Source organism: Streptomyces siamensis (assembly GCF_039543605.1).
In the GTDB taxonomy this organism is placed as follows: Bacteria; Actinomycetota; Actinomycetes; order Streptomycetales; family Streptomycetaceae; genus Streptomyces; species Streptomyces siamensis.
Window position 1 is genome coordinate 376,610 of record NZ_BAABKB010000030.1, and the last position, 25,355, is coordinate 401,964.

The following is a 25,355-nucleotide window of genomic DNA, read 5'->3' on the forward strand; positions in this document are numbered from 1 at the left end:
TCCCTCCCCTACGTGCCCGCGCCCCCCGAAGCGCTGTGGCGGTGCGCAGGTTATGCACGGTTCGCGCGCGATGGGCGGGAGTTGGGCCGGATGTCACCCGAACGGGGACGTACGGGGCGGGGGAGCGGGTTTCCTGGGGCGGCATCGGCTGCGATGATCGGGGCGTCGGTTGTTAACCCACGTTAACCGGGAGGGCGTCATGGCGGAGCAGGGGCCGGAGTCGACGACGGAGCAGGTCGACGAGCGGCGGTTCGGGGAGTTCGTCGCCGTACGGCGGCACGGGCACGTCGCCGAGCTCGCCCTCGACCGGCCCAAGGCCATGAACGCGGTGTCCACCGAGATGGCCCGCTCGATCGCCGGGGCCTGCGACGCGCTCGCCGCCGACCGGGACGTACGCGTGGTGGTGCTCGCGTCCACCCATGAGCGGGCCTTCTGCGTCGGCGCCGACCTGAAGGAGCGCAATTCCTTCACCGACGCCGACCTGGTGCGGCAGCGCCCGGTCGCGCGGGCCGCGTACACGGGCGTCCTGGAGCTGCCGATGCCGACCATCGCGGCCGTGCACGGCTTCGCGCTGGGCGGCGGGTTCGAGCTGGCGCTGTCGTGCGACCTGATCGTGGCCGACCGCACGGCGGTCGTCGGGCTGCCCGAGGTGTCCGTCGGGGTGATCCCCGGCGGTGGCGGCACGCAACTGCTGCCCCGGCGCGTCGGTGCGGCCCGCGCGGCCGAGCTCATCTTCTCGGCGCGGCGCCTGGAGGCGGCCGAAGCGCGGGAGTTGGGTCTCGTGGACGAGCTGGTGGAGGCGGGGCGGGACACGGCGGAGGCCCTCGCGCTCGCCGCGCGCATCGCCGCGAACTCCCCCGTCGGCCTGCGCGCGGCCAAGCGGGCGCTGCGCCTCGGGCACGGCCTGGACCTGCGTGCGGGCCTGGAGGTCGAGGACTCCGCATGGCGGTCGGTCGCCTTCTCGGGGGACCGGGCCGAGGGCGTGGCGGCGTTCAACGAGAAGCGTGCCCCGCAGTGGCCCGGCGAGTGAGAAGGGCCTGCCGGCGTCTGTCCGGCGGGGACGCCCGGTAGGGCTCCCGCCGGGGCCTCCCCGTCTCTTCCGGCGGCTCCCTCCGGCGCCCCGGGCGGCCCGGCCGCCGTCTCCGGCGTCTCCTCCGACGCCTGAGGTGGTGCGCACCGAGCCCCTTCCGGGGGGTTCCCTCCGACGCTTCGGGCGGTTCGCGCCGAGCCGTGCCCGGGGGTTCCCTCCGACGCTTCGGGCGGTTCGCGCCGGCCCCCTTCCGGTGACCCCCTCCGGGCCCCTCCCGGCGGCTCCCTCCGGCGCCCCGGGTGGTTCCCGCCGGGCTCCCCCTCGGGTCCCTTCCGGCCGTGCCCGCCTGCTCGGACCCCTGTTCGCCGTATCAATGTCCCTAAATGCCATGTTTTTACCTAGCCTGGGGTGATGGGTGAGGACAGTCGGCTGAAGGCCGTGGTGGAGCTGGCGCAGGGGATGGCGGCGGCACGCACCCCGCGCGAGTCGTGGCGGGCCGCGGCCCTCGGCGCGTGCCACGCGCTGGCCGGAAGCTTCGCCGCGCTCTCCGTGTGGGAGCGCGAGCTCGGGCGGCTGAGGGTGCTCGCCAACGTGGGTGACCGGGCGGCGGACGAGGCCGAGTTCCCGGACGGGGAGTCCTATCCGGTGCACCAGTTCCCGGAGATCACCGAGTTCCTGCACGAGCGCTGGGCGGGCGGCGGTGGCCCGAACGCCTGGGTGGAGACCGCCGACGGCCCGGCGGGCGGCGGCGCCGGGTACTGCCACCAGCGCGTCGCCGCACTGCGCCGCCGGGGGCGCGGCTGCTGCGTGGTCGCCCCGATCGTCCTGCACGGCCGGGCCTGGGGCGAGCTGTACGTGGCCCGCTCCGCCGGTACCCCGGTCTTCGACCGGGCCGACGCCGACTTCGCGACCGTGCTCGCCTCCGTCGTCGCCGCCGGGATAGCGCAGACCGAACGCCTGGAGGAGGCGCGGCGGCTGGCGTTCACGGACTCCCTCACCGGGCTCGCCAACCGCCGCGCCGTCGACATGCGCCTCGACGAAGCGGTCGAGCAGTACAAGAAGGACGGCGTCGTGGTGAGCCTCGTGGTCTGCGACCTGAACGGGCTCAAGCGTGTCAACGACACCCGCGGGCACGCGGTCGGCGACCGGCTCCTCGAACGGTTCGGGTCGGTGCTGTCCCTGTGCGGGGCCATGCTTCCGGGCACCCTGGCCGCCCGCCTCGGCGGCGACGAGTTCTGTCTGCTGGCGGTGGGCCCCCCGGCGGCGGCCGTGGTACGGATCGCCGACGAACTGTGCCGCCGTGCGGCCGAGTTGGAGCTCGGCGAGGGTGTGGCGTGCGGGGTCGCCTCGACCGAGGAGGCGATCGGGCCCGTACGGTCCGCCCGCCGGCTCTTCCGGCTCGCGGACGCGGCCCAGTACCGGGCCAAGGCCGTCCGCGCGGCACGGCCCGTCGTCGCCGGGCGCGAGGGCCCCGACGACCCGGTCGTGCAGCTCGCGGACGCTCCGTCGCCCACCGAGGGGGAGCGCCGCCGCTTCCGTGGACGCCACCAGCTGCGCCCCTGACCTGCCCGCCGTCGCGAACCGGGCGACCCGGGACTTCCGGAGGTCCGCTGTGACGTTCGCCGGAGTAAGGGGTCAACCCGGCACCCACTAGTGACATCAACGAATTCACTGCGTACGCTCCTGAATATGGATATGCACACTGTGGTGGTGGGGACGTCCGGGGTCACCGCGTCCGACGTTCTTGCCGTGGCGCGCGACGACGCCCGGATCGAGCTCTCCGGCGAGGCGGTGGCGGCCCTCGCCGCGGCCCGCGAGATCGTGGACGCGCTGGCGGCCAAGCCGGAGCCCGTCTACGGCGTCTCCACCGGGTTCGGCGCCCTCGCGACCCGGCACATCAGCCAGGAGCTGCGCGCCCAGCTGCAGCGCAACATCGTCCGCTCGCACGCGGCCGGGATGGGTCCGCGCGTCGAGCGCGAGGTCGTCCGCGCGCTGATGTTCCTGCGGCTCAAGACCGTCTGCTCCGGCCACACGGGCGTACGCCCCGAGGTCGCGCAGACCATGGCGGACATCCTGAACGCCGGCATCACCCCGGTCGTCCACGAGTACGGCTCGCTCGGCTGCTCCGGCGACCTGGCGCCACTGTCCCACTGCGCGCTCACGCTCATGGGCGAGGGCGACGCGGAGGGCCCCGACGGCACCGTCCGCCCCGCCGGCGAGCTCCTCGCCGAACACGGCATCACCCCCGTGGAGCTCCGCGAGAAGGAGGGACTCGCCCTCCTGAACGGCACCGACGGCATGCTCGGCATGCTGGTCATGGCCCTCGCCGACCTGGAGGCGCTGTACAAGTCGGCCGACGTCACGGCCGCCCTCTCGCTCGAAGCGCTGCTCGGCACCGACAAGGTCCTCGCGCCCGAACTGCACGCCATCCGCCCGCACCCCGGACAGGGCGCCAGCGCCGCCAACATGCTGGCCGTGCTGAAGGGTTCGGAGCTCACCGGGCACCACCAGGACGACGCCCCGCGCGTCCAGGACGCCTACTCCGTGCGCTGCGCGCCGCAGGTCGCCGGCGCGGGCCGCGACACCCTCGCGCACGCGCGCACGGTCGCCGAGCGCGAGCTGGCCTCGGCGGTCGACAATCCGGTCGTACTGCCCGACGGCCGCGTCGAGTCGAACGGCAACTTCCACGGCGCCCCCGTCGCCTACGTGCTCGACTTCCTCGCGATCGCCGCCGCCGACCTCGGCTCCATCGCCGAGCGCCGCACCGACCGGCTCCTCGACAAGAACCGTTCGCACGGGCTGCCGCCCTTCCTCGCGGACGACGCCGGCGTCGACTCGGGCCTGATGATCGCCCAGTACACGCAGGCCGCCCTGGTGAGCGAGATGAAGCGCCTCGCCGTCCCGGCCTCCGCGGACTCCATCCCGTCCTCGGCGATGCAGGAGGACCACGTCTCCATGGGCTGGTCCGCGGCGCGCAAGCTGCGCACCGCCGTGGGCAATCTGACCCGCATCGTCGCCATCGAGCTGTACGCCGCCACGCGCGCGATCGAGCTGCGTGAAGGCCTGGCCCCGGCCCCCGCGACGCGGGCGGTCATCGACGCCGTCCGCGCGGCCGGCGTGCAGGGCCCCGGGCCGGACCGCTTCCTGGCCCCCGACCTGGAGGCGGCGGACGCGTTCGTGCGCGCGGGCGGGGTGCTGACGGCTGTGGAACCGGTCACCGGTCCGCTCCAGTAGCGGACCCCGTGACATGCGAAGGGGCGCCGTCCGTCGGCGCCCCTTCGTACCGGGCTGCCTTCCCCGGTGTGCTAGGGTCTCGCATTGATACGTTTTGGTACCCATTTACTTTGTGCGCCTGATCGGAATCTTCCGCAGGCGCGTTTTGTTTTACCGGCATCTCCGGCATTTTCCCGGTGCATCTCCGGATGGGACCCTTACCTGTTCGGGAGAACAACATGGCTACAGGAACCGTGAAGTGGTTCAACTCGGAAAAGGGCTTCGGCTTCATCGAGCAGGACGGCGGCGGCCCCGACGTCTTCGCCCACTACTCCAACATCGCGAGCTCCGGCTTCCGTGAGCTGCTGGAGGGCCAGAAGGTCTCGTTCGACGTCACGCAGGGCCAGAAGGGCCTGCAGGCGGAGAACATCGTCCCCGCCTGATCCGGGGTCGCGCTTTTCCGGAGCCGGGGCCCGCACCTTCGGGTGCGGGCCCCGGCTCGTGCTGTGAACGCCCGTCCGCGGACGGGCTCGGTGCGTGCAGTCCGTGGGGCCCAGGAAGGAAAACCAGATCCAGCATGACTCGATCCGAACGTCCCGCCCGTAAGCGGCCGACACGCGCACGTGGCGACGCCCAGAACGGCGGCGCCGCCCACAACGGCGGTGCCACGAGGAGCGGCGGCGCCGTGCAGAACGGCGGCGCGAAGTCCGACGGCCCGGCACGCAGCGGTGGTTCCGCGAGGACCGGCGGTTCCGCCAGGTCCGGCGGTGCGGCTCGGACGGGTGGTGCCGCGCGGAACGGCGGCCGCGGCGCCGGCCGTGGTGCGGGCAGGGGCGCGACCCGCCCGGTCACGCCGCCGCAGGAGTTCTCCCTGCCCGAGACCCGCACGCCCGCACTGCCCGCCGTCGACTCCTTCGACGCCCTGGACATGCCGGCCGCGCTGACGAAGACCCTCGCCGCGAACGGTGTCACCGAGCCCTTCCCGATCCAGGGCGCGACCCTGCCCAACTCCCTCGCGGGCCGCGACGTCCTCGGCCGCGGTCGTACGGGATCGGGCAAGACGCTGGCCTTCGGGCTCGCCCTGCTGGCGCGCACCGCGGGCCGCCGTGCCGAACCCAGGGCGCCGCTCGCCCTCGTCCTGGTGCCCACCCGTGAGCTGGCCCAGCAGGTCGACGACGCGCTGACGCCGTACGCGACCTCCGTCCAACTGCGCGTCGCCACGGCCGTCGGCGGGATGTCGATCGGCCGCCAGGCCGGTGCGCTGCGCCGCGGCGCCGAGGTGCTGGTGGCCACTCCGGGCCGCCTCAAGGACCTCATAGAGCGGGGTGACTGCGTCCTGGACCAGGTCGCGATCACCGTCCTCGACGAGGCCGACCAGATGGCCGACATGGGCTTTTTGCCGCAGGTCACGGCGCTGCTGCGGCAGGTCGAGCCGGACGGTCAGCGACTGCTGTTCTCGGCGACGCTCGACAAGAACATCGACCGTCTCGTGCGGATGTTCCTCACCGACCCCGTGGTGCACTCCGTCGACCCGTCGGCGGGCGCGGTGACCACCATGGAGCACCACGTGCTGCACGTGGCCGACGAGACCGACAAGAAGGCCGTCGCCCTGCGGATCGCGGCGCGCGACGGCCGGGTGATCCTCTTCGTCGACACCAAGCGCGGCGCCGACCGTTTCACCAAGCGGCTGCTCGCCAACGGCGTACGGGCGTCCGCGCTGCACGGCGGGCGCAGCCAGCCGCAGCGCAACCGCACCCTCGACCAGTTCAAGAACGGCCAGGTCACCGCGCTGGTCGCCACCAACGTGGCGGCCCGCGGCATCCACATCGACGACCTCGACCTGGTCGTCAACGTGGACCCGCCCACCGACCACAAGGACTATCTGCACCGCGGCGGACGCACCGCGCGCGCGGGCGAGTCCGGCAGCGTCGTCACTCTCGTACTCCCGGAGCAGAAGCGGGAGATGACCCGGCTGATGTCCGACGCCGGCATCACCCCGCGCACCGCCCGTGTCAGGTCCGGCGACGAGGAGCTGACCCGTCTGACCGGAGCGCGCGAGCCCTCCGGCGTGCCCGTGGTCATCGAGGTGCCGCAGCCCGCCGAGCAGCCGAAGCCGCGTTCCAGGACCCGTACGGGCACGGGACGCCGCGGCGGTTCCGGTGACGGCGGCGGACGCCGTGCGACGGCCGAGGGCGGTACGGGCTCGGCCCGCACGGACGGCGCCGGGCGCGCTCCGCGACGCCGCACGGGTCGTGGCCAGGATGCCGTGGCGCAGAGCGGCGGCGGCGGTCGCGGCCGCGGCGGGCAGAGCCGTGGTGGCGCCGGCCGTGGCGGCAGGGACGGCGGAGGCAGGGACGGCGGCGGCCGCAGGGCCGCGTAGCGCGCCCGCAGAAGCCCGTTGGCGGCTCCGGGTGGGGCCAGCAGGTGCCGCGCCCGGCCGGCACGCGGCAGCGGCCCGGTGCGCGGCGGGTTCCGGGCCGCCCCGCCGGCCTGTCCCGGCGAGCCGCCCGGCCGGGCCGCCTCGCCGGGGGAGCGGCGCCGCACCGCCCCGGGGACCCGGCGGGCCCTGGGCCAGGACCGGTGTCAGGGGCTGCCGAAGAAGCCGGGGTCGACCTTGTCGAGCTTCAGGGCGAAATCCCGGTGGAGCTGGAGGATTTCGGCCAGCGGCACCGCGCGACGGCTGGTCGAGTGCAGGTCGCGGCGGGCCTCGGCCGACCACAGGAACGGGACGACGGAGAGGCCCTGCGTCCCGCCCAGGAGGCCGGACTCGGCACGCCAGCCCGGCCAGCGCAGGGTGTCGTAGAACCGGTCGGTGCCCTCGCGCAGGAACCAGTCGAGCCACTCCCCGTGGCCCACTTCGAGGGCCTCCCAGCGCAGCGAGTCCGGCGCGAAGTAGACGATCTCGCCGGGGCGTCCGGGGCGGCCCGCCGCTTGCGGGTCGGCGCCGTTGACGAGGAAGACCCCGCCCAGCACGTCGTGGCCGACGACGAGTCCGTTCGCGGGGCGCCAGGACGGGTCGAACCGCTCGGGGAACTCATTGACCTCGGCCAGGCTCGGCAGGTCCGCCGACGCACCGGGCAGTCCCGTGGAGGTGTCGGCGGCCGGGCTGCCGTAGATGCGCAGCCAGCCGCTGTCCAGCACCAGGCCACCGCAGTTGAGCACCAGACCGCCCAGCCAGGACCGCGCGGTGACCTGGAGCTGGAGCAGGGTGGCGCGCCCCAGCGCCGGGTCCGCGGGCAGGACGTCCATGGACACCCCGCTCGCGGCGAGTGCCTCGGACAGGAGCGGCCAGGAGGGCTCCTCGACGTCGGTCAGCTCGGTCAGGTCTCGCATGGATTCCCCGTGGGTCGGTCCGGACCGGAGTTCTGCGCTCAGCAGGCCATCGTGCGCTCGCGGCGCACCGAGTACGTCACGAATCCGGCGCCCAGGGCGAGGAAGAGGGTGCCGCCGACGACGTACGGCGTCGTGTCGACGCTTCCGGTGTCGGCGAGCTGGGTGTGGGTCCCGTCGGACTGCGTGTCCGAGTCCGTCGCGGTGCGTGCCTCGGGGGTCGTCGTCGCGGTGGCCGACGCCGAGACGCCCGGACTGGGTTGGTCCTGGGTCGCGTTGGCGGACGGGACGAACCACAGGGCACCCAGGAGGGTCCCGGCTGCGGTGGCGGTCAGCAACGATCGACGTGCGGCGGACACGAAATATCGATCCCCTTGTGGCGCGGGCGAATTGGCCGTGTGGGGCGATGCTAATGAAAGGCGCGGGTCGTGGGAAAGTCGCGCAACCCCTGGGCCTTACGCTCCGTCCCATGAGTACTCCTGAGACATCACAGTTTGTACGGCTTCGTGTCGAACTCGTGCTGGAGATCGACGACGCCGACGCCGTGACCAAGGCCGCGCTGCGGCGTATCGCCGGCGACACCGACATGCCCGCGGACGAGCGCGCGCACGCCGAGAACGCAGTGACGGAAGACACGGCCGAGGCCCTCGCCTATCTGGTGGACCCGTTCGACCTGGTCAGCGAAGTGCCCGGGATCGAGCTCGCGCAGGCGTCCTGGAGCAGCGAGCCCATCGAATACGACCCCGATTCGCCCGACTGGGACCTCGACGAGGATGATGCTGACGAGGACGACGAGGAAGACACGCTCGGCTGACGCGGCTTGGGGAAACGTGACCCCGGGCGGCAACCGCCGTCCGGGGTTTCTTCGTCTCACCAGACGCACTGACCGCATCCGCACCACGCGGCGCATGTCCGAACGTGGTGTGCCCCACACCTCCGAGAGGTGTGGAACGGGACGAACCGGTCGTAGCGTTGATGGTTCCTACGGGGCTGTTCGAGACATTTGGTTATTCGGCGACGATGGAGAAGCGTGTGATGACGGACAGTAAGCGGCGCAAGGGCCTGATGGCCGCGTCCGCACTGCTCGGCGGTGTTCTGGTGCTCTCTGGCTGCAGTGACGGCAACGCCAAGGCCGACGGCGACGGTGGCAGCGACAGCTCGTCGCAGGCCAAGGTCGACGAGGCGGCGGCCAAGAAGACCTCAGAGGCCCAGATCAAGATCACGCCCAAGGACGGCTCCGACAACGCCTCCATCAACAACGGCACCGCGGTCACGGTGAGCAAGGGCACGCTCACCTCCGTCAGCATGCAGACCGCGGAGGGCACCGCGGTCGCGGGCCAGATATCCGCCGACAAGAAGAGCTGGAAGCCCACCGGCCAGCTCCAGCGGGCCACCACCTACAAGATCGCCGCAGAGGCCGCCGACTCCGAGGGCCGCACCGCCCACGAGAACGCCTCGTTCACGACGGTCTCCCCGGCGAACAGCTTCATAGGCAACTTCACGCCGGAGGACGGCTCCACCGTCGGCGTCGGCATGCCGGTCTCGATCAACTTCAACAAGGCGATCACCAACAAGGCCGCCGTGCAGAAGGGGATCACCGTCTCCTCCAGCAGCGGCCAGGAGGTCGTCGGCCACTGGTTCAACGCCAACCGCCTGGACTTCCGGCCCGAGAGCTACTGGACCGGCGGCTCCACCGTGACCCTGAAGCTCGACCTCGACGGCGTCGAGGGCGCGAGCGGTGTCTACGGCGTGCAGCAGAAGACGGTCACCTTCAAGATCGGCCGCAACCAGGTCTCGATCGTCGACGCCAAGACCAAGACCATGAAGGTCACCAAGGACGGCAAGACCATCAGGACCATCCCGATCTCGGCGGGCTCCCCCGAGAACAAGACGTACCAGGGCCAGATGGTGATCTCCGAGAAGTTCAAGGAGACCCGGATGGACGGCTCGACCGTCGGCTTCACGAACGACGACGGCAAGGGCGAGTACGACATCAAGGACGTGCCGCACGCCATGCGTCTGTCGAGCTCCGGCACCTTCATCCACGGCAACTACTGGGGCGCCAAGTCCATCTTCGGCGCGGTGAACACCAGCCACGGCTGTGTCGGTCTGTCCGACACCAAGGGTGCCGGCGACAAGAACACCCCTGCCGCGTGGTTCTACGACAACTCGCTCATCGGTGACGTCGTCGTGGTGAAGAACACCGGCGACAAGACCATCGCCCCGGACAACGGCCTCAACGGCTGGAACCTGGACTGGGCGGCGTGGAAGGCCGGCTCGGCCATCTGAGCCCGCTGAACCCGCCGAGGCGGCGGCGACCCCCTGAGGGGTCGCCGCCGCCTTCGCGTTCGCCGGGCCGCGTGCTCACCGTCCGCACAGGGTTCCGGGCCGGTGCACAGCCGTTCTGACGGCCCGGCACAGTCTTCTCATCGTTCTCTTATTTCGGCCTTATCCCTTCATCACGCGCCGTACCTAGCTTGCGGCCATGTTCTTCACCTACCTGAGGCGCGAACTGCGCCGCCGCAGAAAGGCGGCCCTCGTCGTCGCCTCCGGGCTCGCCCTGGGCATCGCCCTGGTCATCGTGGTCAGTTCCGTGTCCTCCGGCATGGAGAAGGCGCAGGGCAAGGTCCTCCAGTCGCTGTACGGACTGGGCACGGACATGACGGTCACCAAGGCGGCGGCGCCCGCGACCGGCTCCAGCCAGCGCCCGCGGTTCAACTTCGACGCCCGGGACAGCGACTCGGACGAGGAGCAGAGCAGCGACCGTGTCATGGTGCAGGGCTTCCAGACCCTGGCCTCCTCCACCGTCTCCAAGGTGGACTCGCAGCAGGGCGTCGCGGACTCCGTCGGCGGCCTGAGCCTGCAGGTCGTCCGCATCAACGGCCAGTTCACGCGCGGCCAGTTCAAGCAGGACCCGAACAACGGCGGCGGCAACCGGCAGGGCGGCCCCGGCACCCAGCAGCCCCCGCAGGGCCGCGTCGAGGGCGGCGGCGCCAACTTCGACGTCAACAACTACTCGGTCTTCGGCACCGACGTCACCAAGCCCGCCCTCGGCCCGCTGACCTCCTCGAAGATCACCAGCGGACGCACCTTCAAGACCTCGGAGACCGACGCCAAGGTCGTCGTCGCCGACAAGTCGTACGCCAAGGAGAAGAAGCTCAAGGTCGGCGGCACCGTCACCATCAAGAGCGTCAAGTACAAGGTCATCGGCATCGCGACGCCCGACAGCGGTGACGCGGCGGCCAACCTGTACATCCCGCTCAAGCAGGCGCAGACGCTCAGCGACTCCAAGAACAAGGTCACCACGATCTACGTCAAGGCGTCCGACTCGCAGCAGATCGACAGCGTCAAGAGCACCATCCAGAAGAACATCTCCGGCACCACGGTCACCACCTCCGCGGACCTCGCCGACACCGTCTCCGGCTCCCTGTCCACCGCCTCCGACCTGGCCTCGAACGTCGGCAAGTGGCTGTCGATCGCGGTGCTCGTCGCCGCCTTCCTGGTGGCCGGTCTGCTCACCTCCTCGGCCGTCTCCCGCCGCGTGCGCGAGTTCGGCACCCTCAAGGCGCTCGGCTGGAAGTCGGGCCGGGTGACCCGCCAGGTCGTCGGCGAGGCCATCGTCAACGGCCTGGTCGGCGGCGCCCTCGGCATCGCGATCGGCCTCGCCGGCGCGTACGTCGTCACCGAGATCAGCCCCACCCTCCAGGCGGAGCTGGGCGGTTCGAACGGCGGATCCGGCGGCCCCGGTGGCGGCGGTCCGGGCGGCGGCGCCTTCGGCGGCCCCGGCCGGCAGACCGCGAGCAAGGCCCTCGACGTCGCGCTCACCGCGCCCGTCAGCCTCAACACCATCATCGTCGCGGTCGCCCTCGCCGTCACCGGCGGGCTCGTCGCCGGCGCCTTCGGCGGCTGGCGCGCCTCCCGGCTGCGCCCCGCCGACGCCCTGCGCCGCGTCGAATAGCCCGGCCCCCACCTAGTCACGTATCCCAGGAGTTGCACCATGTACGAACTCAGAGGCGTCACCAAGCGCTATACGCGGGGCAAGGAAGTCGTCGACGCGCTCGCCGGTGTCGATCTGACCATCGGGTCCGGGGACCGGCTCGTCATCCAGGGCCCCACCGGCGGCGGGAAGTCCACCCTCCTCCAGATGCTGGGCGGACTCGACCGTCCCACCTCGGGCAGCGTCGAACTCGACGGCACGGACATGGCGAAGCTGTCCGAGGCCAGGCTGACCCGAGTGCGCAGCGAGAACATCGGTTTCGTCTTCCAGAGCTTCAACCTGATTCCCACGCTCACCGCCCAGGAGAACGTCGAGACCGCTCTCGTCCCCCTCGGCGTGAAGACGAAGGAGCGGCGCGAACGGGCCGCCGCGGCACTGGAGTCGGTGGGACTCGCCGAGCGCCTCGGCCATCTGCCCGCCGAACTCTCCGGTGGTCAGCAGCAGCGCGTCGCGATCGCCCGCGCCCTGGTCAAGCAGCCCAAGGTGCTGCTCGCCGACGAACCCACGGGAAACCTCGACGAGTCCATGCGCGACGAGATCATGGACGTACTGGAAGCCATGTGGAAGGAGTACGGGCTCACTTTCATCATGGTCACCCACGACTCGTCGATCGCGAAGAAGGCACCGCGACTCGCGACGATCCGCAAGGGCCGGATCACCGTCAAGGAGAACGCGGGGGCCTGAAGGGGCACCGGAAGCGCGAAGGCATGAAGGCGTACAGAAGGGGGAGTGCGGGGGCGTAGCGGAACAACCCCGTCAACTCTTTACCCTCGCCACTGTATTGGCGGCCGATCACCCCCCGGGCATACTGCGTGGTCCGGGGGGTGCACGCGCATGTGTACGGGACCTCCCCCGGCCGGATGAACGAGTTCCTCGTCCGGACCACATCTCCAGGGGGAGACTTGCGCAGACAAGTGAAAAGAACGTGCGTCGCGAGCATCGCCACGGCGGCCGCCGTGGCCCTGACGGCGGGCATGACCGGCCCGGCGTCGGCCGAGGCCGCGCACGCGCGCAGCGCCTCCGCGGCAAAGGGGACCTCCGGGTTCACCGCCCGGCACCACATCACGCTGATCACCGGCGACCGGGTGGCCGTCGACACCGGGGGACGGGTCGTCGGCTTCGAACGCGCCGAAGGCCGCGCCCACATACCCGTGTTCGTCCGCAAGACGGCCGGCCACACCTACGTCGTGCCGGCCGACGCCCAGCGGCTGATCGCCTCCGGGCGGCTCGACAAGCGCCTCTTCGACGTCACCGAACTGAACCGGGCGGCCACCCGCAAGGCGCAGAAGCAGGGCCTGAAGCTGATCGTCGGCTACCGGGGCGCCGCGGCCGTCGCCAGGGCCGACGTCCGGGACGCGGGCACCGTCCGCAGAACCCTCAGGTCACTGAACGCCGACGCGGTCCTCACCCCGCGGCAGGACACGGCCGAGTTGTGGAACGCGGTCACGGACGACGGCACGGCCGCCGCGGGCATCGCGCACGTCTGGCTCGACGGCGTCCGCAAGGCGAGCCTCGACAAGTCGGTGCCCCAGATCGGCGCCCCCAAGGCGTGGGCGGCCGGCTACGACGGCAAGGGCGTCAGGATCGCCGTCCTGGACACCGGGGTCGACGCGGCCCACCCGGACCTCAAGGACCAGGTGATCGCCGCCAAGAACTTCTCCACCTCCGCCGACGCCACCGACCACTTCGGGCACGGCACGCACGTCGCGTCCATCGCGGCGGGCACCGGCGCGAAGTCGAACGGCAAGTACAAGGGCGTCGCGCCCGGCGCGAAGATCCTCAACGGCAAGGTCCTCAGCGACGACGGCTACGGCGACGACTCCGGCATCCTCGCGGGCATGGAGTGGGCCGCCGACCAGGGCGCGGACATCGTCAACCTCAGCCTGGGCGGAGGTGACACGCCGGAGATCGACCCGCTGGAAGCGGAGGTCAACAAGCTCTCCGAGGAGAAGGGCATCCTCTTCGCCATCGCCGCGGGCAACGACGGCGACTTCGGCGAGCAGACCATCGGCTCCCCGGGCAGCGCGGCCGACGCGCTCACCGTCGGTGCCGTCGACGACAAGGACAAGCTGGCGTCCTTCTCCAGCCGCGGCCCCGGCCTCGACGGCGCGATCAAGCCCGACGTGACCGCACCGGGCGTGGACATCACGGCCGCGGCGGCCCCGGGCAGCGTCATCGCCAAGGAGGTCGGCGAGAGGCCGCCGGGCTATCTGACGATCTCCGGTACGTCGATGGCGACCCCGCACGTCGCGGGCGCCGCCGCGATTCTCAAGCAGGAGCACCCGGACTGGACGTTCGCCGAGCTCAAGGGCGCGCTCGCGGGCTCCGCGAAGGGCGGCGCGTACACGCCGTTCCAGCAGGGAACCGGCCGGATCGCCGTCGACCGCGCGATCAAGCAGACCGTCATCGCCGACCCCAGCTCGGTCGCCTTCCCCGTCGCGCAGTGGCCGCACACCGACGACAAGCCGGTGACCCGCAGCGTCACCTACCGCAACGTGGGCAAGACCGACGTCACCCTGACCCTCGCGGTGACCGCCACCGGCCCCAAGGGCCGGCCGGCCCCCGCGGGCTTCTTCACGCTCGGCGCGAAGACGGTGAAGGTCCCGGCGGGCGGCAAGGCCTCCGTCGGCATCACGGCCGACACGAAGCTGGGCGGCACCACCGACGGCGCGTACGCGGCGTACGTGACCGCCACGGGCGGCGGCCAGTCCGTGCGCACCGCCGCCGCCGTGCAGCGCGAGGTGGAGTCCTACGACGTCAAGCTGAAGTACGTGACGCGGGACGGGGAGAAGCCCACCCACTTCACCGATCTGACCCCGTACACCGGAGCGGGCCGCGACTACGTCACGCAGGGCACCGGCGCCACGGAGACCGTCCGGGTCCCCAAGGGCACCTACGCCCTGAGCTCCCAGCTGGTGAAGGATCCCGAGAAGCTGGAAGGCGGCCTGGACTGGCTCGTCCAGCCCCGGCTGAGCGTCACCCGGAACGTCTCGGTGACCGTCGACCAGCGGACGGCCAGGTCCGCCGACATCACCGTGCCGGACGCCGGGGCCAAGCCCGTCTCCGCGGTCGTCTCGTACATGTACGCGCCCTCCGACTTCGGCTTCGGCTTCGGCGTGGAGTCCTTCGCGGACCTGCGGGTCGCCCACATCGGCCCGGCGCTCTCCTCCGGCCTGACGCAGAGCTGGTCGGGCGTCTGGACCAAGGGCGACGACACCGAGTACGACATCTTCACCGGCGGCAAGGTGACCAAGCTCCAGGGCGCGCACGTCAAGCACTACAAGGCGGGCGACCTGGCCACGGTGAAGACCGGCATGGGCGCCGCGGCCTCCGGCAAGACGGGCGCCGTCACCGCGTACGGTTTTCTGACCGACGACTTCGCCTTCGGCGTCGGGGTCGAGCAGAAGCTGCCCGGCACCCGCACACTGCACGTGTCCACCGGCGACCGCGTGCAGTGGAGCCTCGACTTCGAGCAGTACGGCGGCAAGGACGCCGACGGCTTCCCGCTCGGCGACGCGTTCTACACGCTCGGTGACCCACAGACCTTCGCGGCGGGCAGGAGCTACACGAAGACCTTCAACACCGGCGTCTTCGGGCCGAAGCTCAGCAGTGCGTACGGCGTCTTCCGCGACGGCCGCTACATCAGCGGCTACCTGCCGATGCTCGCCGACGGGCAGTCGCACGCCGGGGCCTCCCTCGTGACCTCGGTCAGGACGACCCTGTACCGCAACGGCACGAAGATCGCCGAGAACGACGACCCGCTCGACGGCAGCGGCCGCTTCAAGGTGCCGGACGCCGACGCGTCCTACCGGCTGACCACCTCCGTCAAGCGCTCCGTGAAGGTGGCCGCGGCCTCCACGCGGATCGACGCCTCCTGGACGTTCCGCTCCAAGAAGGCCGACGGGGTGAAGCTGCCGGTGTCCACGGCCCGCTTCGGCGCGCCCCTCGGCCTGGACAGCCGTGGACCGGCCGGCCGCGAGGTCACCGTCCCGGTCACCGTCCAGGGCGCCGCCGCGGGGGCGGGCCTCGGCTCGCTTTCCGTGTACGTCAGCTACGACTACGGCCAGACCTGGACCAAGGTCGACGTCAGGAACGGCAGGATCACCTACAAGAACCCGGCGAAGGGCAAGGGCGTCTCGTTCCACGCCAAGATCGCCGACAAGAAGGGCAACAAGTCCACGATCTCGATCTACAACGCCTACTACGGCAAGTGACCGTGGTGGCGGGGCTCGGGTTCGCCGAGCGCTGACTCGTTTCGCCCAACGCTGACACACGGCGGCGGCCCGTCGGAAGCAGAGCTTCCGACGGGCCGTCCGTGTTTGTGTGAGGGCATGACCGCTTCGACCGTCGAATACATCCGCTACCGCATCCCCGAGGAACAGTCGGCAGAGTTCCTGGCCGCCTACACGCGGGCCGCCGTCCACCTCGCCGCCGCCCCGCAGTGCGTCGACTACGAACTCGCCCGCTGCGAGGAAGACTTCGAGCACTTCATCCTGCGGATCACCTGGACGTCGACCGAGGACCACATCGAGGGCTTCCGCAATTCGGAGCTCTTCCCCGGCTTCCTCGCCGAGATCCGCCCCTTCATCGGCGACATCGAGGAGATGCGCCACTACAAACCGACGACGGTGCGGGGTGCCGGCGCGTCGGTCCCCACGCTCTACTCCTGGGCGGGCGGCGCCGAGGCCTTCACCCGGCTCACCGAGTCCTTCTACGGCAAGGTGCTCAAGGACGACCTCCTGGCGCCCCTGTTCGCGGACCTGGCCCCCGAGCACGCCGTCCACGTGGCGCTCTGGCTCGGCGAGGTCTTCGGCGGCCCGCCGGCGTACTCCGAGACGCAGGGCGGCCACGGGCACATGGTCGCCAAGCACTTCGGCAAGAACATCACGGAGGTGCAGCGCCGCCGCTGGGTGAACCTCCTCCAGGACGCCGCCGACGACGCCGGGCTGCCCACCGACGCCGAGTTCCGCTCGGCCTTCCTCGCCTATGTGGAGTGGGGCACACGTCTCGCCGTCTACTTCTCCGGCCCCGACGCGACCCCTCCGGCAGAGCAGTCGGTGCCGAAGTGGACCTGGGGCGCCGCACCGCCGTACCAGCCCTGACGGGGCCGCCGTGCCGAGCGTGACGTGCCCGCCGTGCCGGGCGTGCCGGGCGTGACCGAGCCGCCGTGCCGGGTGCGGTGCCCGTCGCGGCGGTCCGTGACGCACGGCACGACGGCGTGACCCGGTGTGCGGGGCGTGCCGGTGGTCCTACTGCGGCGCGGCCGCCCCCGCACGGGTCGCGTCCGTGCCCCAGGACGCCAGCAGACGCAGCGCCTCCGCCGAGGCCGAGTCCGGCTCCGCGTGATACGTGATCAGGGCCAGCTCACCGTCGTCGACCAGCCGGAAGGACTCGAAGCGCAGCGAGAGCTCGCCCACCAGGGGATGCCGCAGATGCTTCATCCCGTGGCTCTTCTCCTTCACGTCGTGCGTCGCCCACAGCCGGCGGAAGTCCTCGCTCTTCACGGAGAGCTCGCCGACCAGCGCGGACAGTCGCGGATCGTCCGGGTGGCAGCCCGCGTCCATGCGCAGCATGCAGACGATGTCGATCGCCTTCTGCTCCCACTCCACGTACAGGTCCCGGTACTCGGGCTTCAGGAACACCAGACGCGCCCAGTTGCGCTCCTGCGGCGGCATCTCGGACCAGTCGCCGAAGATCGCCGCGGCCATCCGGTTCCAAGCGAGGATGTCGGAGCGCCGCCCGGTGAGGTACGCCGGGACGCCGTCCATCGAGTCGAGCAGCTGCCGCAGCGCCGGGCGCACCTGCTGCGGCCGGGCCGCCTGCTTCCTCTTGTGCTGCTTGGGCTTCGCCAGGTGGGTGAGATGCGCGTGCTCGGCATCCGTCAGCCGCAGCGCCCGCGCGATCGCGTCGAGGACCTCCGCCGACACGTTCCGGCCGTTGCCCTGCTCCAGCCGCGTGTAATACGCCACGGACACCCCGGCCAGCTGCGCCAGCTCCTCGCGGCGCAGCCCGGGTACGCGGCGGTGCCGTCCGAAGTCCGGCAACCCCACGTCCTCGGGCTTCAGCCGGGCCCGGCGACTGCGCAGGAACTCGCTCAGCTCCGCACGCCGGTCCAGCGACCGGCCCACTTCCCCGGTGGGCTCCTGAGAGGGCTGTTCGCTCATACGTCCAGTATTCACGGTCGTACGCAGAGGATCCTGACCCCGCCAGTGGTAGGACCGCTGGACGTACGCAAAGCCGTGGCCTGGGTGAAGCCCCGCGCCGGAGGCAGTGTGGGATGCGTGCCCGGCCGGAGCCGGCCGGGCACGGCACAGACCACTCCTGAGGAGAACTCCCGGCATGACCACTGTTGCTGCCTACGCCGCTCCCGCCGCCAAGGCTCCGCTGGAGCGCACCACCATCGAGCGCCGCGAGGTCGGCGCGTCCGACGTCCTGATCGACATCAAGTTCGCCGGCATCTGCCACTCCGACATCCACCAGGCCCGCGAGGGCTGGGGCGAGGCCATCTTCCCGATGGTGCCCGGTCACGAGATCGCCGGCATCGTCTCCGAGGTCGGCTCCGGCGTCACCAAGTACAAGGTCGGCGACCGTGTGGGCGTCGGCTGCATGGTCGACTCCTGCCGCGAGTGCGACAACTGCAAGGCGGGCCTGGAGCAGTACTGCACCGGCGGCGGAATGACCGGCACGTACAACGCGGTCGGCAAGGACGGCGAGCCCACCTACGGCGGCTACTCCGAGAAGATCGTCGTCGACGAGAACTACGTCGTCCGCATCCCCGACGGCCTGTCGCTGGACGTGGCCGCACCCCTTCTCTGCGCCGGCATCACCACGTACTCCCCGCTCAAGCACTGGAACGCCGGCCCCGGCAAGAAGGTCGCCGTCCTCGGCATGGGCGGCCTCGGCCACATGGGCGTCAAGATCGCCCACGCGCTGGGCGCCGAGGTCACCGTCCTGTCGCAGTCGCTGCGCAAGAAGGACGACGGCCTGAAGCTGGGCGCCGACCACTACTACGCCACCAGCGACCCGAAGACCTTCGAGGAGCTGCGCGGCACGTTCGACGTCATCCTGTCCACGGTCTCGGCCCCGCTGGACCTGGACGCCTACCTGTCCCTCCTGAGGACCGACGGTGCCTTCGTGAACGTCGGCGCCCCCGAGGAGCCGGTCCGGCTCAACCTCTTCTCGGTGATCGGCGGCCGCAAGACCCTCGCGGGCTCCGGCATCGGCGGCATCCGGGAGACCCAGGAGATGCTCGACTTCTGCGCCGAGCACGGCTTCGGCGCCGAGATCGAGCTGATCAGCGCGTCCGAGATCAACGACGCGTACGAGCGGGTGCTGGCGAGCGACGTCCGCTACCGCTTCGTGATCGACACCGCGACGATCTAGTATCGGCCGGCCTCCGTGCCGGTGAGGGGCGCCCCGGGCCGCACGGCCCGCGGGCGCCCCTCCGCGTCGGCAGCCCACGCCTCCCGCGTGCGTTGCGAAGTGCGGGGCGACCGGATCGGCCCGGAGCCGCCGGAGCGGGTGCCGCGCGAGCCCGCGAGAGCCGTCAGCGGCTCCGGCGGGAGTTGAGCCTGGCCGCCTGGCGGGTCAGATGGTCGCGCTCGGCGAGGTTCGGTGCCTTTCGGGCCGCCTCCGCGTACAGCCGTGCCGCCGTCACCAGGTCGCCGTCGCGCTCGTGGAGGTAGGCCGCCACCGCGGTGCGGCGCGGCATGGGGTTTCCGCCGCTCGAAGAGCTCGCGGAGGCGTCGTCCAGCGCCGCGAGCGCCGCCAGCCCCGCGCGCGGGCCGTCGGCCTCGCCGACGGCGACCACGCGGTTGAGCCGGACGACCGGGCTGTCGGTCAGGCGCAGGAGCTCGTCGTACCACTCGACGATCTGCACCCAGTCGGTCTCCTCGACGGTGGGCGCGTCGGCGTGAAGCGCGGCGATGGCCGCCTGGGCCTGGAACTCGCCCAGCCGGTCGCGGGCGAGGGCCGTCTGCAGGATCTCGACGCCCTCGGCGATCATCCGGGTGTCCCACCGGCCGCGGTCCTGCTCGGCGAGCGGCACCAGACCGCCGTCGGCAGCGGTCCGGGCGGCGCGCCGGGCGTGGTGGAGCAGCATCAGGGCGAGCAGCCCCGCCACCTCCGGGTGGTCGATCGACGCCGCGAGCTGCCGGGTGAGCCGGATGGCCTCGGCGGCGAGGTCGACGTCGCCGGAGTAGCCCTCGTTGAAGACCAGGTAGAGGACGCGCAGCACGGTGGCGACGTCCCCGGGCCGGTCGAACCGCACGCCGGAGACGGTGCGCTTGGCGCGGCTGATGCGCTGCGCCATGGTCGCCTCGGGCACCAGATAAGCCTGGGCGATCTGGCGGGTGGTCAGTCCGCCGACCGCGCGCAGCGTGAGCGCGACCGCGGACGACGGCGTCAGCGACGGGTGGGCGCACAGGAAGTAGAGCTGGAGTGTGTCGTCCGCCGCGGGCGCGGGACCCGGGGCGGGCTCGTCGTCGACGAGGTCCTCACGCCGGCGCCGGGCCGTGTCGGCGCGGGTGGCGTCGAGGAACTTGCGCCAGGCCACGGTGACCAGCCAGCCCTTGGGATCGCGCGGCGGATCGGCCGGCCAGACGCGGAGCGCCTCGACGAGCGCGTCCTGCACGGCGTCCTCGGCCGCCGCGAAGTCGGATCCGCGGCGGACGAGGACGGCGAGCACGCTCGGCGTGAGGCTCCGGAGCAAGGCCTCGTTCATCGATGCGGGCACTCCGTGACGGAGGGCTCCGCGGCCAGGAACGGGCGCAGTTCGAGCCACTCGTGGATCGGCTTCCCGCCCGCGCCGGGGGCGGCCGACAGCTCTCCGGCCAGTTCGACGGCCCGCTCGTGGCTGTCGACGTCGATGACCATCCAGCCGGCGATGAGGTCCTTGGTCTCGGCGAACGGTCCGTCGGTGACCGGCGGACGCCCCTCACCGTCGTACCGGACCCACTCTCCCTCGGGGGCCAGCGCCTGACCGCCGACGAACTCGCCGGTCTTCTCGAGCCGGGCCGCGAAGTCGTTCATGTACTGCACGTGCGCCGAGATCTCCTCCGGCGTCCACTGCTCCATGGGCACGTCGTTGAACGAAGCCGGGGCGCCGCGGTAGTGCTTGAGCAGCAGGTACTTGGCCATGGTGGTCTCCTCGGTGTTCGTGCGACCCATTGTGGTCGCGTTCACCTCGGGGACGGAGCCGGTCACGCGTTCTCGACATCGCCGCCCGAATTTCTTCCGGGCCGTTCCGACGGGCCCGGCGGGCGAGCCGCGCACGACGAGTCCGGGCCGCTACAGGCGGCGCAGGACCTGTGCCTCCGCCCGCTCGACGTGCGTACGGCTGTAGGCGTGCACCAGGGACAGGTGGAAGAGCGCCGGGGCCAGGGGCGCCCAGCGGTGGATGCGGTCGGGCCGCAGCATGTACTTGACCACCGTCGTCGGACGGAAGGGCACGTAGTCGATGGCCTGGTGTTCCCACCGGTCGGCGACGCCCCGGCTCATCCGCGTCCGCAGGTTCTCGCCGGAGAGCTCCTTCAGCTTGGCGTGGAAGTGGGCGCTCCAGTGCCGCTTGTCCGTGTCCAGGACGAAGGCCAGAAGATCGAGCGAGTACTCGTGGGGCTCCAGGGACAGTTCCTCCCGCATGCCGCGACGGGCCGCCGCGTGCAGGTCCGGGGCGCTCCTGCCCGAGGAGTCGATGTGCCGTGACAGGCCCTCGTTGACCGAGGAGTTCCAGACGCCCGGCGCCATGCGGACCCGGTCGCTGCGCCGGCTCACCACCAGCATGTCGTCGGCGGTGACCACCGCGACGTTGACGGCGAAGCTGCACTGGAGGAAGGCCGGGGCCGTCAGCGGCGCGTCGGGATCGAGATGGCGGGAGCGGGGGGTCGCGCCGTCGGGGAGCCGTCGGTCCAGCTGCTGGGCGGCGAGGAAGGTGTAGTAGTCGGTCGGGCGCAGCCTGAGGTGGACCTCGGGCCGCTCGTCCAGGGCGGTACGGGACATGTCGAACGACTCGACGGCGTACCGCGGGCCGTTCCACAGCGGAGTGCGCCCCTCCGCGCGCAGCCGCTCGCTCTCCTCGGCGATCTCGTCCCGCCAGCCGGCCATGTCCGGGGGCAGCCGGACCTCGTCCTCCAGCACCTGGACGTAGATCGTCTCGGGCGGCACCGGCGACTCCCCGTCGCCTTCGACGATCAGGGCGGACGTCTGCAGGGGGCCGAGAGAGAACGTCCGCCAGGCCGCTTCCGACTCCTCCCGCCGCCGCATCGTGCGGATCGCGCTCCTCGAGCGCCGGCGCAGCCGGTACCAGGCATCCTGCAACGGCTGCTGGAACAGCACCGCGAACACCATGCCGAGCACGGCACCCACGACGCCGTTGGCAACATCGATTCCGTCCATGCCGCAGACACTATGGATCTTGACGTTGCCAGGAGGCGTCGTGCTCCTTCCGTTATCCCTGCCTTGTCCCTGCCCGTCTCCTTGCCGGTCGTCTCTGTCGGCCGTCCGTGCCGGGAGTCCCGGGCGGTCGGCCGTCGTTCAGGAATGCCCGCGGCTCTGGGCCTCGGCCCTGGCGATGGCCTCGGCCTCGCTGTCGGCCAGCGCGATGGCGACGCCGAACGCCTGGGCGATGTGACCCGCGGCGGACATGACGCGTGCCGTGCCCACGACGGGCGCGATGGCTATGAGCACGTCCTGCAACTGCTCGATGGTCAGATCGGCCTTGAGCGCGGGATCGACATGGGCCAGGTACGAGATCGGCGGGGCGTCCATGGCCACCAGCGCGGCGATACGGGTGAGGATCAGGGTCCTCTCGTCCATGCCGCAGCGCTCGATGGAATCGATGGTCATCGCGGCGATCGTGTCGAGAACGGGAGCGTCAGACGCAGTGGCCATGACGGGACCACCTTCCGGTGCCGTGAGGAGCCGCACACGCCACCCGCGGAACGCGGGATTCCCCTGCGTGTCGGCGGTTAGTCCTCTCAGCGTAAGTGCGCCCCGGGCCGCGCGCGCGTCGGTCGTGCACCGTCTCGCGTCCCGCGCGAAACGGCGGTCTCCGCCGCGCCGCTCGACGCCCCGGCCGTCCGCCGAGCGCCGGGTTCGGCGGCGCCCCGCGACACGGCCCCGCAGGGCCCCATGGATCCGCAGAGGGGCCCCGGCTTCCTGAGCCGCGGTGCCATGAGGATCGAACTCGCCCACGGGGGCGACTCGTTCATCAACGGCGCGGCGCCGGCCGGGCAGGGCCGCCGGAGTCAGTGCGGGAGCGTCGCCGGGCTGCCGCCGTTCGCCTCGTAGCCCGCCACCGCGAGCGCGCGGTATATCGCGTAGTCCGAGGCCGGGTCGGAGGTGAGGGTCCAGGGCAGTGCGCCCACGTGGCCGTCCACGTGCAGGAGCTGGTCCATGGCCTCGGCCCAGCGCTCGCTGCGGACCAGGAAGAAGACCAGGAGGTGGCGGACGTGGGCCAGCATCGGGTCGTCGGGGCGGGCGGCGTGCACCGCGAACAGCGCTCCGTGCACCGCCTTGGTCACGACCTCGCTCTGGTAGAAGCTGCGGACCAGGTTCACCTCGGGGAGGTGCTCGAAGACCGCGAAGAGCGGCATCGCGGCGAGGAGCGAGCCCTGCGGGGCGCGCGCCGCGGCGGCCTCCGCGAACGAGTAGGCCACGTCCCGCGAGCCGTGCCACTTCTCGCACCAGTAGTGCAGGGCCGCCAGATGCGCCCCCATGTGGGAGGGCGCGCGGTCCAGGATCTTCAGCCAGAGCTGCTCGAACTCGGGCTGGGGGTAGGACAGTCCACGGGCCACGGACAGCTCGACGATGTACGGCACCGGGTCGCCGGGGGCGAGCAGCGCGGCCTCGGCGCAGGCGGACTTCGCCTCCTCCATGATGATCCGGAACTCGTCGGTCCCGGGCGTCGACGTGCGCCACGCCTGCTGCACCAGGAACTCCGCGTGCACCGCGGCGCCGCCCGCGTCCTTCGGGGCCTCGGCCCGCCACACGCGCAGCCACTGCCCGCCGGGCGTCTCGCTCACCCCGCCGGGGCGCTGCTGGAGCTCCAGGGACGCGGCGCCCGCGAAGGCCTGCACCCGCTGCCACCGGCGCTCCCCGTCGCTCTCGGTGCCCGCGAGGAGCTGCGAGGCGGCGCGGTAGTCCTGGGTGCGCTGCACGAGGTCGAGCACCTGCAGCAGGTCGTGGTCCGGGCCGGGCATGCGGATGTCCAGCTCCTCCTGCCGCAGGAATCCGTAGTCCGCCGGGTCCGCGGCGTCCGGGTCGCCGGGCGCGACCTGCTGAATTCCGGCACTCCTGCGCCTCAGCACCGGCAGCAGGACCAGGCTGAACATGGCCAGCGCCATCAGGACCCAGAGAATCTCCATGTCACAAGCGAACCAGACGGGTCCGACAATTGGCCAACCCGGTCCGGTATCGGTCCGGCCGACAGGCTCCGGCCGGTCGGCAGGCAGGCTCCGGCCGGTCGGCAGGCAGGCTCCGTGAGCGGTGCGGCCGACCGGTCCGGGCCCGGTAGCGGACCCGGACCGACCGGCTCCGGTCCCCGTCCGCATCCGCCCCGACCGACCCGGGCCGTCGCGTCAGGGGCGTGCGACGTCATCGGGCGCCCGGGCGCACTACGCTCGGGACCCATGAGCGACAGGCACATCAGTCAGCATTTCGAGACCCTCGCGATCCACGCGGGCAACACCGCCGATCCCCTCACCGGCGCGGTCGTCCCGCCGATCTACCAGGTCTCGACCTACAAGCAGGACGGCGTCGGCGGGCTGCGCGGCGGTTACGAGTACAGCCGCAGCGCCAACCCCACCAGGACCGCACTGGAAGAGAACCTCGCTGCCCTGGAGGGCGGCCGTCGCGGCCTCGCGTTCGCGTCCGGACTGGCGGCCGAGGACTGCCTGTTGCGTACGCTGCTCAGCCCCGGCGACCACGTGGTCATCCCGAACGACGCGTACGGCGGCACCTTCCGTCTCTTCGCGAAGGTCGTCTCGCGGTGGGGCGTCGAGTGGTCCGTGGCCGACACGAGCGACCCCGACTCGGTGCGCGCCGCCCTCACCCCGAAGACGAAGGCCGTCTGGGTCGAGACGCCCTCCAACCCGCTGCTCGGCATCACCGACATCGCGGCGGTCGCGCAGATCGCGCGCGAGGCGGGCGCCCGGCTCGTCGTCGACAACACCTTCGCCACCCCCTACCTCCAGCAGCCGCTGGCGCTGGGCGCGGACGTCGTCGTGCACTCCCTGACCAAGTACATGGGCGGGCACTCGGACGTCGTCGGCGGCGCCCTGATCACGGGTGACCAGGAGCTCGGCGAGGAGCTGGCGTACCACCAGAACGCGATGGGCGCGGTCGCCGGCCCCTTCGACTCCTGGCTCGTGCTGCGCGGCACCAAGACGCTGTCCGTGCGCATGGACCGGCACAGCGAGAACGCGGGCAAGATCGCCGAGATGCTCACCCGGCACCCGCGCGTGAGCCGCGTCCTGTACCCGGGCCTGCCGGAGCACCCCGGTCACGAGATCGCCGCCAAGCAGATGAAGGCGTTCGGCGGCATGGTCTCCTTCCAGGTCGACGGCGGCGAGGAGGCGGCCGTCGAGGTCTGCAACCGCGCCAAGGTGTTCACGCTGGGCGAGTCCCTCGGCGGCGTCGAGTCCCTGATCGAGCACCCGGGACGTATGACGCACGCGTCGGCGGCCGGTTCGGCGCTGGAGGTCCCCGCCGACCTCGTACGCCTCTCCGTGGGCATCGAGAACGTCGACGACCTGCTCCAGGACCTTCAGCAGGCCCTCGGGCAGTAGC

The 25,355-nt window shown here is 71.7% G+C and carries 21 protein-coding genes; 13 read left to right on the forward strand and 8 right to left on the reverse strand.

The features are described 5' to 3' along the window. Nucleotides 1–199: 199 nt before the first annotated feature. From ABEB03_RS32500 to ABEB03_RS32520, 5 genes are all read left to right on the forward strand, one after another. Nucleotides 200–1,030 carry an enoyl-CoA hydratase/isomerase family protein gene (locus ABEB03_RS32500; protein WP_095936246.1) on the forward strand — a complete coding sequence of 277 codons (831 nt, stop codon included), beginning with the start codon at nt 200–202 and terminating at the stop codon, nt 1,028–1,030. A gap of 411 nt (nt 1,031–1,441) precedes the next feature. Further along, nucleotides 1,442–2,593: a GGDEF domain-containing protein gene (locus tag ABEB03_RS32505; RefSeq protein WP_345656394.1), complete on the forward strand. Its 1,152-nt coding sequence runs from the start codon at nt 1,442–1,444 to the stop codon at nt 2,591–2,593. 132 nt (nt 2,594–2,725) lie between these two features. Continuing rightward, on the forward strand, nt 2,726–4,264 hold the full coding sequence (gene hutH, locus ABEB03_RS32510) for a histidine ammonia-lyase (RefSeq protein ID WP_345656472.1): 1,539 nt from the start codon (nt 2,726–2,728) through the stop codon (nt 4,262–4,264). Nucleotides 4,265–4,482: 218 nt separating this feature from the next. Continuing rightward, nucleotides 4,483–4,686 carry a cold-shock protein gene (locus tag ABEB03_RS32515; protein ID WP_037661310.1) on the forward strand — a complete coding sequence of 68 codons (204 nt, stop codon included), beginning with the start codon at nt 4,483–4,485 and terminating at the stop codon, nt 4,684–4,686. Nucleotides 4,687–4,820: 134 nt separating this feature from the next. Next, nucleotides 4,821–6,623: a DEAD/DEAH box helicase gene (locus ABEB03_RS32520; protein ID WP_345656395.1), complete on the forward strand. Its 1,803-nt coding sequence runs from the start codon at nt 4,821–4,823 to the stop codon at nt 6,621–6,623. Between the two features lie 203 nt (nt 6,624–6,826). On the opposite strand, the gene ABEB03_RS32525 is transcribed toward ABEB03_RS32520, so the two are convergent. Continuing rightward, nucleotides 6,827–7,576, reverse strand: a complete 750-nt coding sequence (locus ABEB03_RS32525) for a DUF2625 family protein (protein ID WP_345656396.1) — start codon at nt 7,574–7,576, stop codon at nt 6,827–6,829. A 38-nt stretch (nt 7,577–7,614) separates the two neighbouring features. Then, a complete protein-coding gene (locus ABEB03_RS32530) occupies nt 7,615–7,932 on the reverse strand; it encodes a hypothetical protein (RefSeq protein WP_345656397.1) in 318 nt (105 codons plus the stop codon). A gap of 110 nt (nt 7,933–8,042) precedes the next feature. Here ABEB03_RS32530 and ABEB03_RS32535 point away from each other — a divergent pair, with 110 nt between their 5' ends. The 6 genes from ABEB03_RS32535 (at nt 8,043) to ABEB03_RS32560 (ending at nt 16,672) form a co-directional block, all read left to right on the forward strand. Further along, nucleotides 8,043–8,387 (forward strand): hypothetical protein, encoded by a 345-nt coding sequence (locus tag ABEB03_RS32535; RefSeq protein WP_095936253.1) that lies wholly within the window; start codon nt 8,043–8,045, stop codon nt 8,385–8,387. A 206-nt stretch (nt 8,388–8,593) separates the two neighbouring features. Then, complete coding sequence (locus ABEB03_RS32540; RefSeq protein WP_345656398.1) at nt 8,594–9,862, forward strand: L,D-transpeptidase; 1,269 nt, start codon at nt 8,594–8,596, stop codon at nt 9,860–9,862. Between the two features lie 196 nt (nt 9,863–10,058). Further along, nucleotides 10,059–11,531, forward strand: coding sequence for an ABC transporter permease (locus tag ABEB03_RS32545; RefSeq protein WP_345656399.1), 1,473 nt, complete (start codon nt 10,059–10,061; stop codon nt 11,529–11,531). A 39-nt stretch (nt 11,532–11,570) separates the two neighbouring features. Further along, nucleotides 11,571–12,254 (forward strand): ABC transporter ATP-binding protein, encoded by a 684-nt coding sequence (locus tag ABEB03_RS32550; protein WP_345656400.1) that lies wholly within the window; start codon nt 11,571–11,573, stop codon nt 12,252–12,254. Between the two features lie 290 nt (nt 12,255–12,544). Then, nucleotides 12,545–15,784 carry a S8 family peptidase gene (locus tag ABEB03_RS32555; protein ID WP_425589336.1) on the forward strand — a complete coding sequence of 1,080 codons (3,240 nt, stop codon included), beginning with the start codon at nt 12,545–12,547 and terminating at the stop codon, nt 15,782–15,784. Nucleotides 15,785–15,901: 117 nt separating this feature from the next. Continuing rightward, nucleotides 15,902–16,672, forward strand: coding sequence for a group II truncated hemoglobin (locus ABEB03_RS32560; RefSeq protein WP_345656402.1), 771 nt, complete (start codon nt 15,902–15,904; stop codon nt 16,670–16,672). Between the two features lie 147 nt (nt 16,673–16,819). On the opposite strand, the gene ABEB03_RS32565 is transcribed toward ABEB03_RS32560, so the two are convergent. Further along, nucleotides 16,820–17,734, reverse strand: a complete 915-nt coding sequence (locus ABEB03_RS32565; RefSeq protein ID WP_345656403.1) for a helix-turn-helix domain-containing protein — start codon at nt 17,732–17,734, stop codon at nt 16,820–16,822. Between the two features lie 175 nt (nt 17,735–17,909). Here ABEB03_RS32565 and ABEB03_RS32570 point away from each other — a divergent pair, with 175 nt between their 5' ends. Beyond that, nucleotides 17,910–18,953 (forward strand): NAD(P)-dependent alcohol dehydrogenase, encoded by a 1,044-nt coding sequence (locus tag ABEB03_RS32570; protein ID WP_345656404.1) that lies wholly within the window; start codon nt 17,910–17,912, stop codon nt 18,951–18,953. A gap of 163 nt (nt 18,954–19,116) precedes the next feature. Here the strand turns inward: ABEB03_RS32570 and ABEB03_RS32575 are convergent, their stop codons facing one another. The 5 genes from ABEB03_RS32575 to ABEB03_RS32595 form a co-directional block, all read right to left on the reverse strand. Beyond that, a complete protein-coding gene (locus ABEB03_RS32575; protein WP_345656405.1) occupies nt 19,117–20,292 on the reverse strand; it encodes an RNA polymerase sigma factor in 1,176 nt (391 codons plus the stop codon). After that, nucleotides 20,289–20,708, reverse strand: a complete 420-nt coding sequence (locus ABEB03_RS32580; RefSeq protein ID WP_095936328.1) for a YciI family protein — start codon at nt 20,706–20,708, stop codon at nt 20,289–20,291. The genes ABEB03_RS32575 and ABEB03_RS32580 overlap by 4 nt, the downstream gene beginning before the upstream one ends. A 150-nt stretch (nt 20,709–20,858) precedes the next feature. Then, nucleotides 20,859–21,962: an NUDIX hydrolase gene (locus ABEB03_RS32585; protein WP_345656406.1), complete on the reverse strand. Its 1,104-nt coding sequence runs from the start codon at nt 21,960–21,962 to the stop codon at nt 20,859–20,861. 138 nt (nt 21,963–22,100) lie between these two features. Next, nucleotides 22,101–22,457, reverse strand: coding sequence for a carboxymuconolactone decarboxylase family protein (locus ABEB03_RS32590; RefSeq protein ID WP_345656407.1), 357 nt, complete (start codon nt 22,455–22,457; stop codon nt 22,101–22,103). Nucleotides 22,458–22,813: 356 nt separating this feature from the next. Continuing rightward, a complete protein-coding gene (locus tag ABEB03_RS32595) occupies nt 22,814–23,932 on the reverse strand; it encodes a hypothetical protein (protein WP_345656408.1) in 1,119 nt (372 codons plus the stop codon). 264 nt (nt 23,933–24,196) lie between these two features. Between ABEB03_RS32595 and ABEB03_RS32600 the strand changes: the two genes are divergently transcribed. Beyond that, entirely contained in the window at nt 24,197–25,354 is a 1,158-nt protein-coding gene (locus tag ABEB03_RS32600; protein WP_345656409.1) for a cystathionine gamma-synthase, read from the forward strand. Nucleotide 25,355: the final 1 nt, after the last annotated feature.

Excerpts from the sequence above, each read along its gene's own strand:
- ABEB03_RS32500 (WP_095936246.1), top strand. The coding sequence starts at position 200 with ATGGCGGAGCAGGGGCCGGAGTCGACGACGGAGCAGGTCGACGAGCGG.
- ABEB03_RS32505 (WP_345656394.1), top strand. The coding sequence starts at position 1,442 with ATGGGTGAGGACAGTCGGCTGAAGGCCGTGGTGGAGCTGGCGCAGGGG.
- hutH (WP_345656472.1), top strand. The coding sequence starts at position 2,726 with ATGCACACTGTGGTGGTGGGGACGTCCGGGGTCACCGCGTCCGACGTT.
- ABEB03_RS32515 (WP_037661310.1), top strand. The coding sequence starts at position 4,483 with ATGGCTACAGGAACCGTGAAGTGGTTCAACTCGGAAAAGGGCTTCGGC.
- ABEB03_RS32520 (WP_345656395.1), top strand. The coding sequence starts at position 4,821 with ATGACTCGATCCGAACGTCCCGCCCGTAAGCGGCCGACACGCGCACGT.
- ABEB03_RS32525 (WP_345656396.1), bottom strand. The coding sequence starts at position 7,576 with ATGCGAGACCTGACCGAGCTGACCGACGTCGAGGAGCCCTCCTGGCCG.
- ABEB03_RS32535 (WP_095936253.1), top strand. The coding sequence starts at position 8,043 with ATGAGTACTCCTGAGACATCACAGTTTGTACGGCTTCGTGTCGAACTC.
- ABEB03_RS32540 (WP_345656398.1), top strand. The coding sequence starts at position 8,594 with ATGGAGAAGCGTGTGATGACGGACAGTAAGCGGCGCAAGGGCCTGATG.
- ABEB03_RS32545 (WP_345656399.1), top strand. The coding sequence starts at position 10,059 with ATGTTCTTCACCTACCTGAGGCGCGAACTGCGCCGCCGCAGAAAGGCG.
- ABEB03_RS32550 (WP_345656400.1), top strand. The coding sequence starts at position 11,571 with ATGTACGAACTCAGAGGCGTCACCAAGCGCTATACGCGGGGCAAGGAA.
- ABEB03_RS32555 (WP_425589336.1), top strand. The coding sequence starts at position 12,545 with ATGACCGGCCCGGCGTCGGCCGAGGCCGCGCACGCGCGCAGCGCCTCC.
- ABEB03_RS32560 (WP_345656402.1), top strand. The coding sequence starts at position 15,902 with ATGACCGCTTCGACCGTCGAATACATCCGCTACCGCATCCCCGAGGAA.
- ABEB03_RS32565 (WP_345656403.1), bottom strand. The coding sequence starts at position 17,734 with ATGAGCGAACAGCCCTCTCAGGAGCCCACCGGGGAAGTGGGCCGGTCG.
- ABEB03_RS32570 (WP_345656404.1), top strand. The coding sequence starts at position 17,910 with ATGACCACTGTTGCTGCCTACGCCGCTCCCGCCGCCAAGGCTCCGCTG.
- ABEB03_RS32575 (WP_345656405.1), bottom strand. The coding sequence starts at position 20,292 with ATGAACGAGGCCTTGCTCCGGAGCCTCACGCCGAGCGTGCTCGCCGTC.
- ABEB03_RS32580 (WP_095936328.1), bottom strand. The coding sequence starts at position 20,708 with ATGGCCAAGTACCTGCTGCTCAAGCACTACCGCGGCGCCCCGGCTTCG.
- ABEB03_RS32585 (WP_345656406.1), bottom strand. The coding sequence starts at position 21,962 with ATGGACGGAATCGATGTTGCCAACGGCGTCGTGGGTGCCGTGCTCGGC.
- ABEB03_RS32590 (WP_345656407.1), bottom strand. The coding sequence starts at position 22,457 with ATGGCCACTGCGTCTGACGCTCCCGTTCTCGACACGATCGCCGCGATG.
- ABEB03_RS32595 (WP_345656408.1), bottom strand. The coding sequence starts at position 23,932 with ATGGAGATTCTCTGGGTCCTGATGGCGCTGGCCATGTTCAGCCTGGTC.
- ABEB03_RS32600 (WP_345656409.1), top strand. The coding sequence starts at position 24,197 with ATGAGCGACAGGCACATCAGTCAGCATTTCGAGACCCTCGCGATCCAC.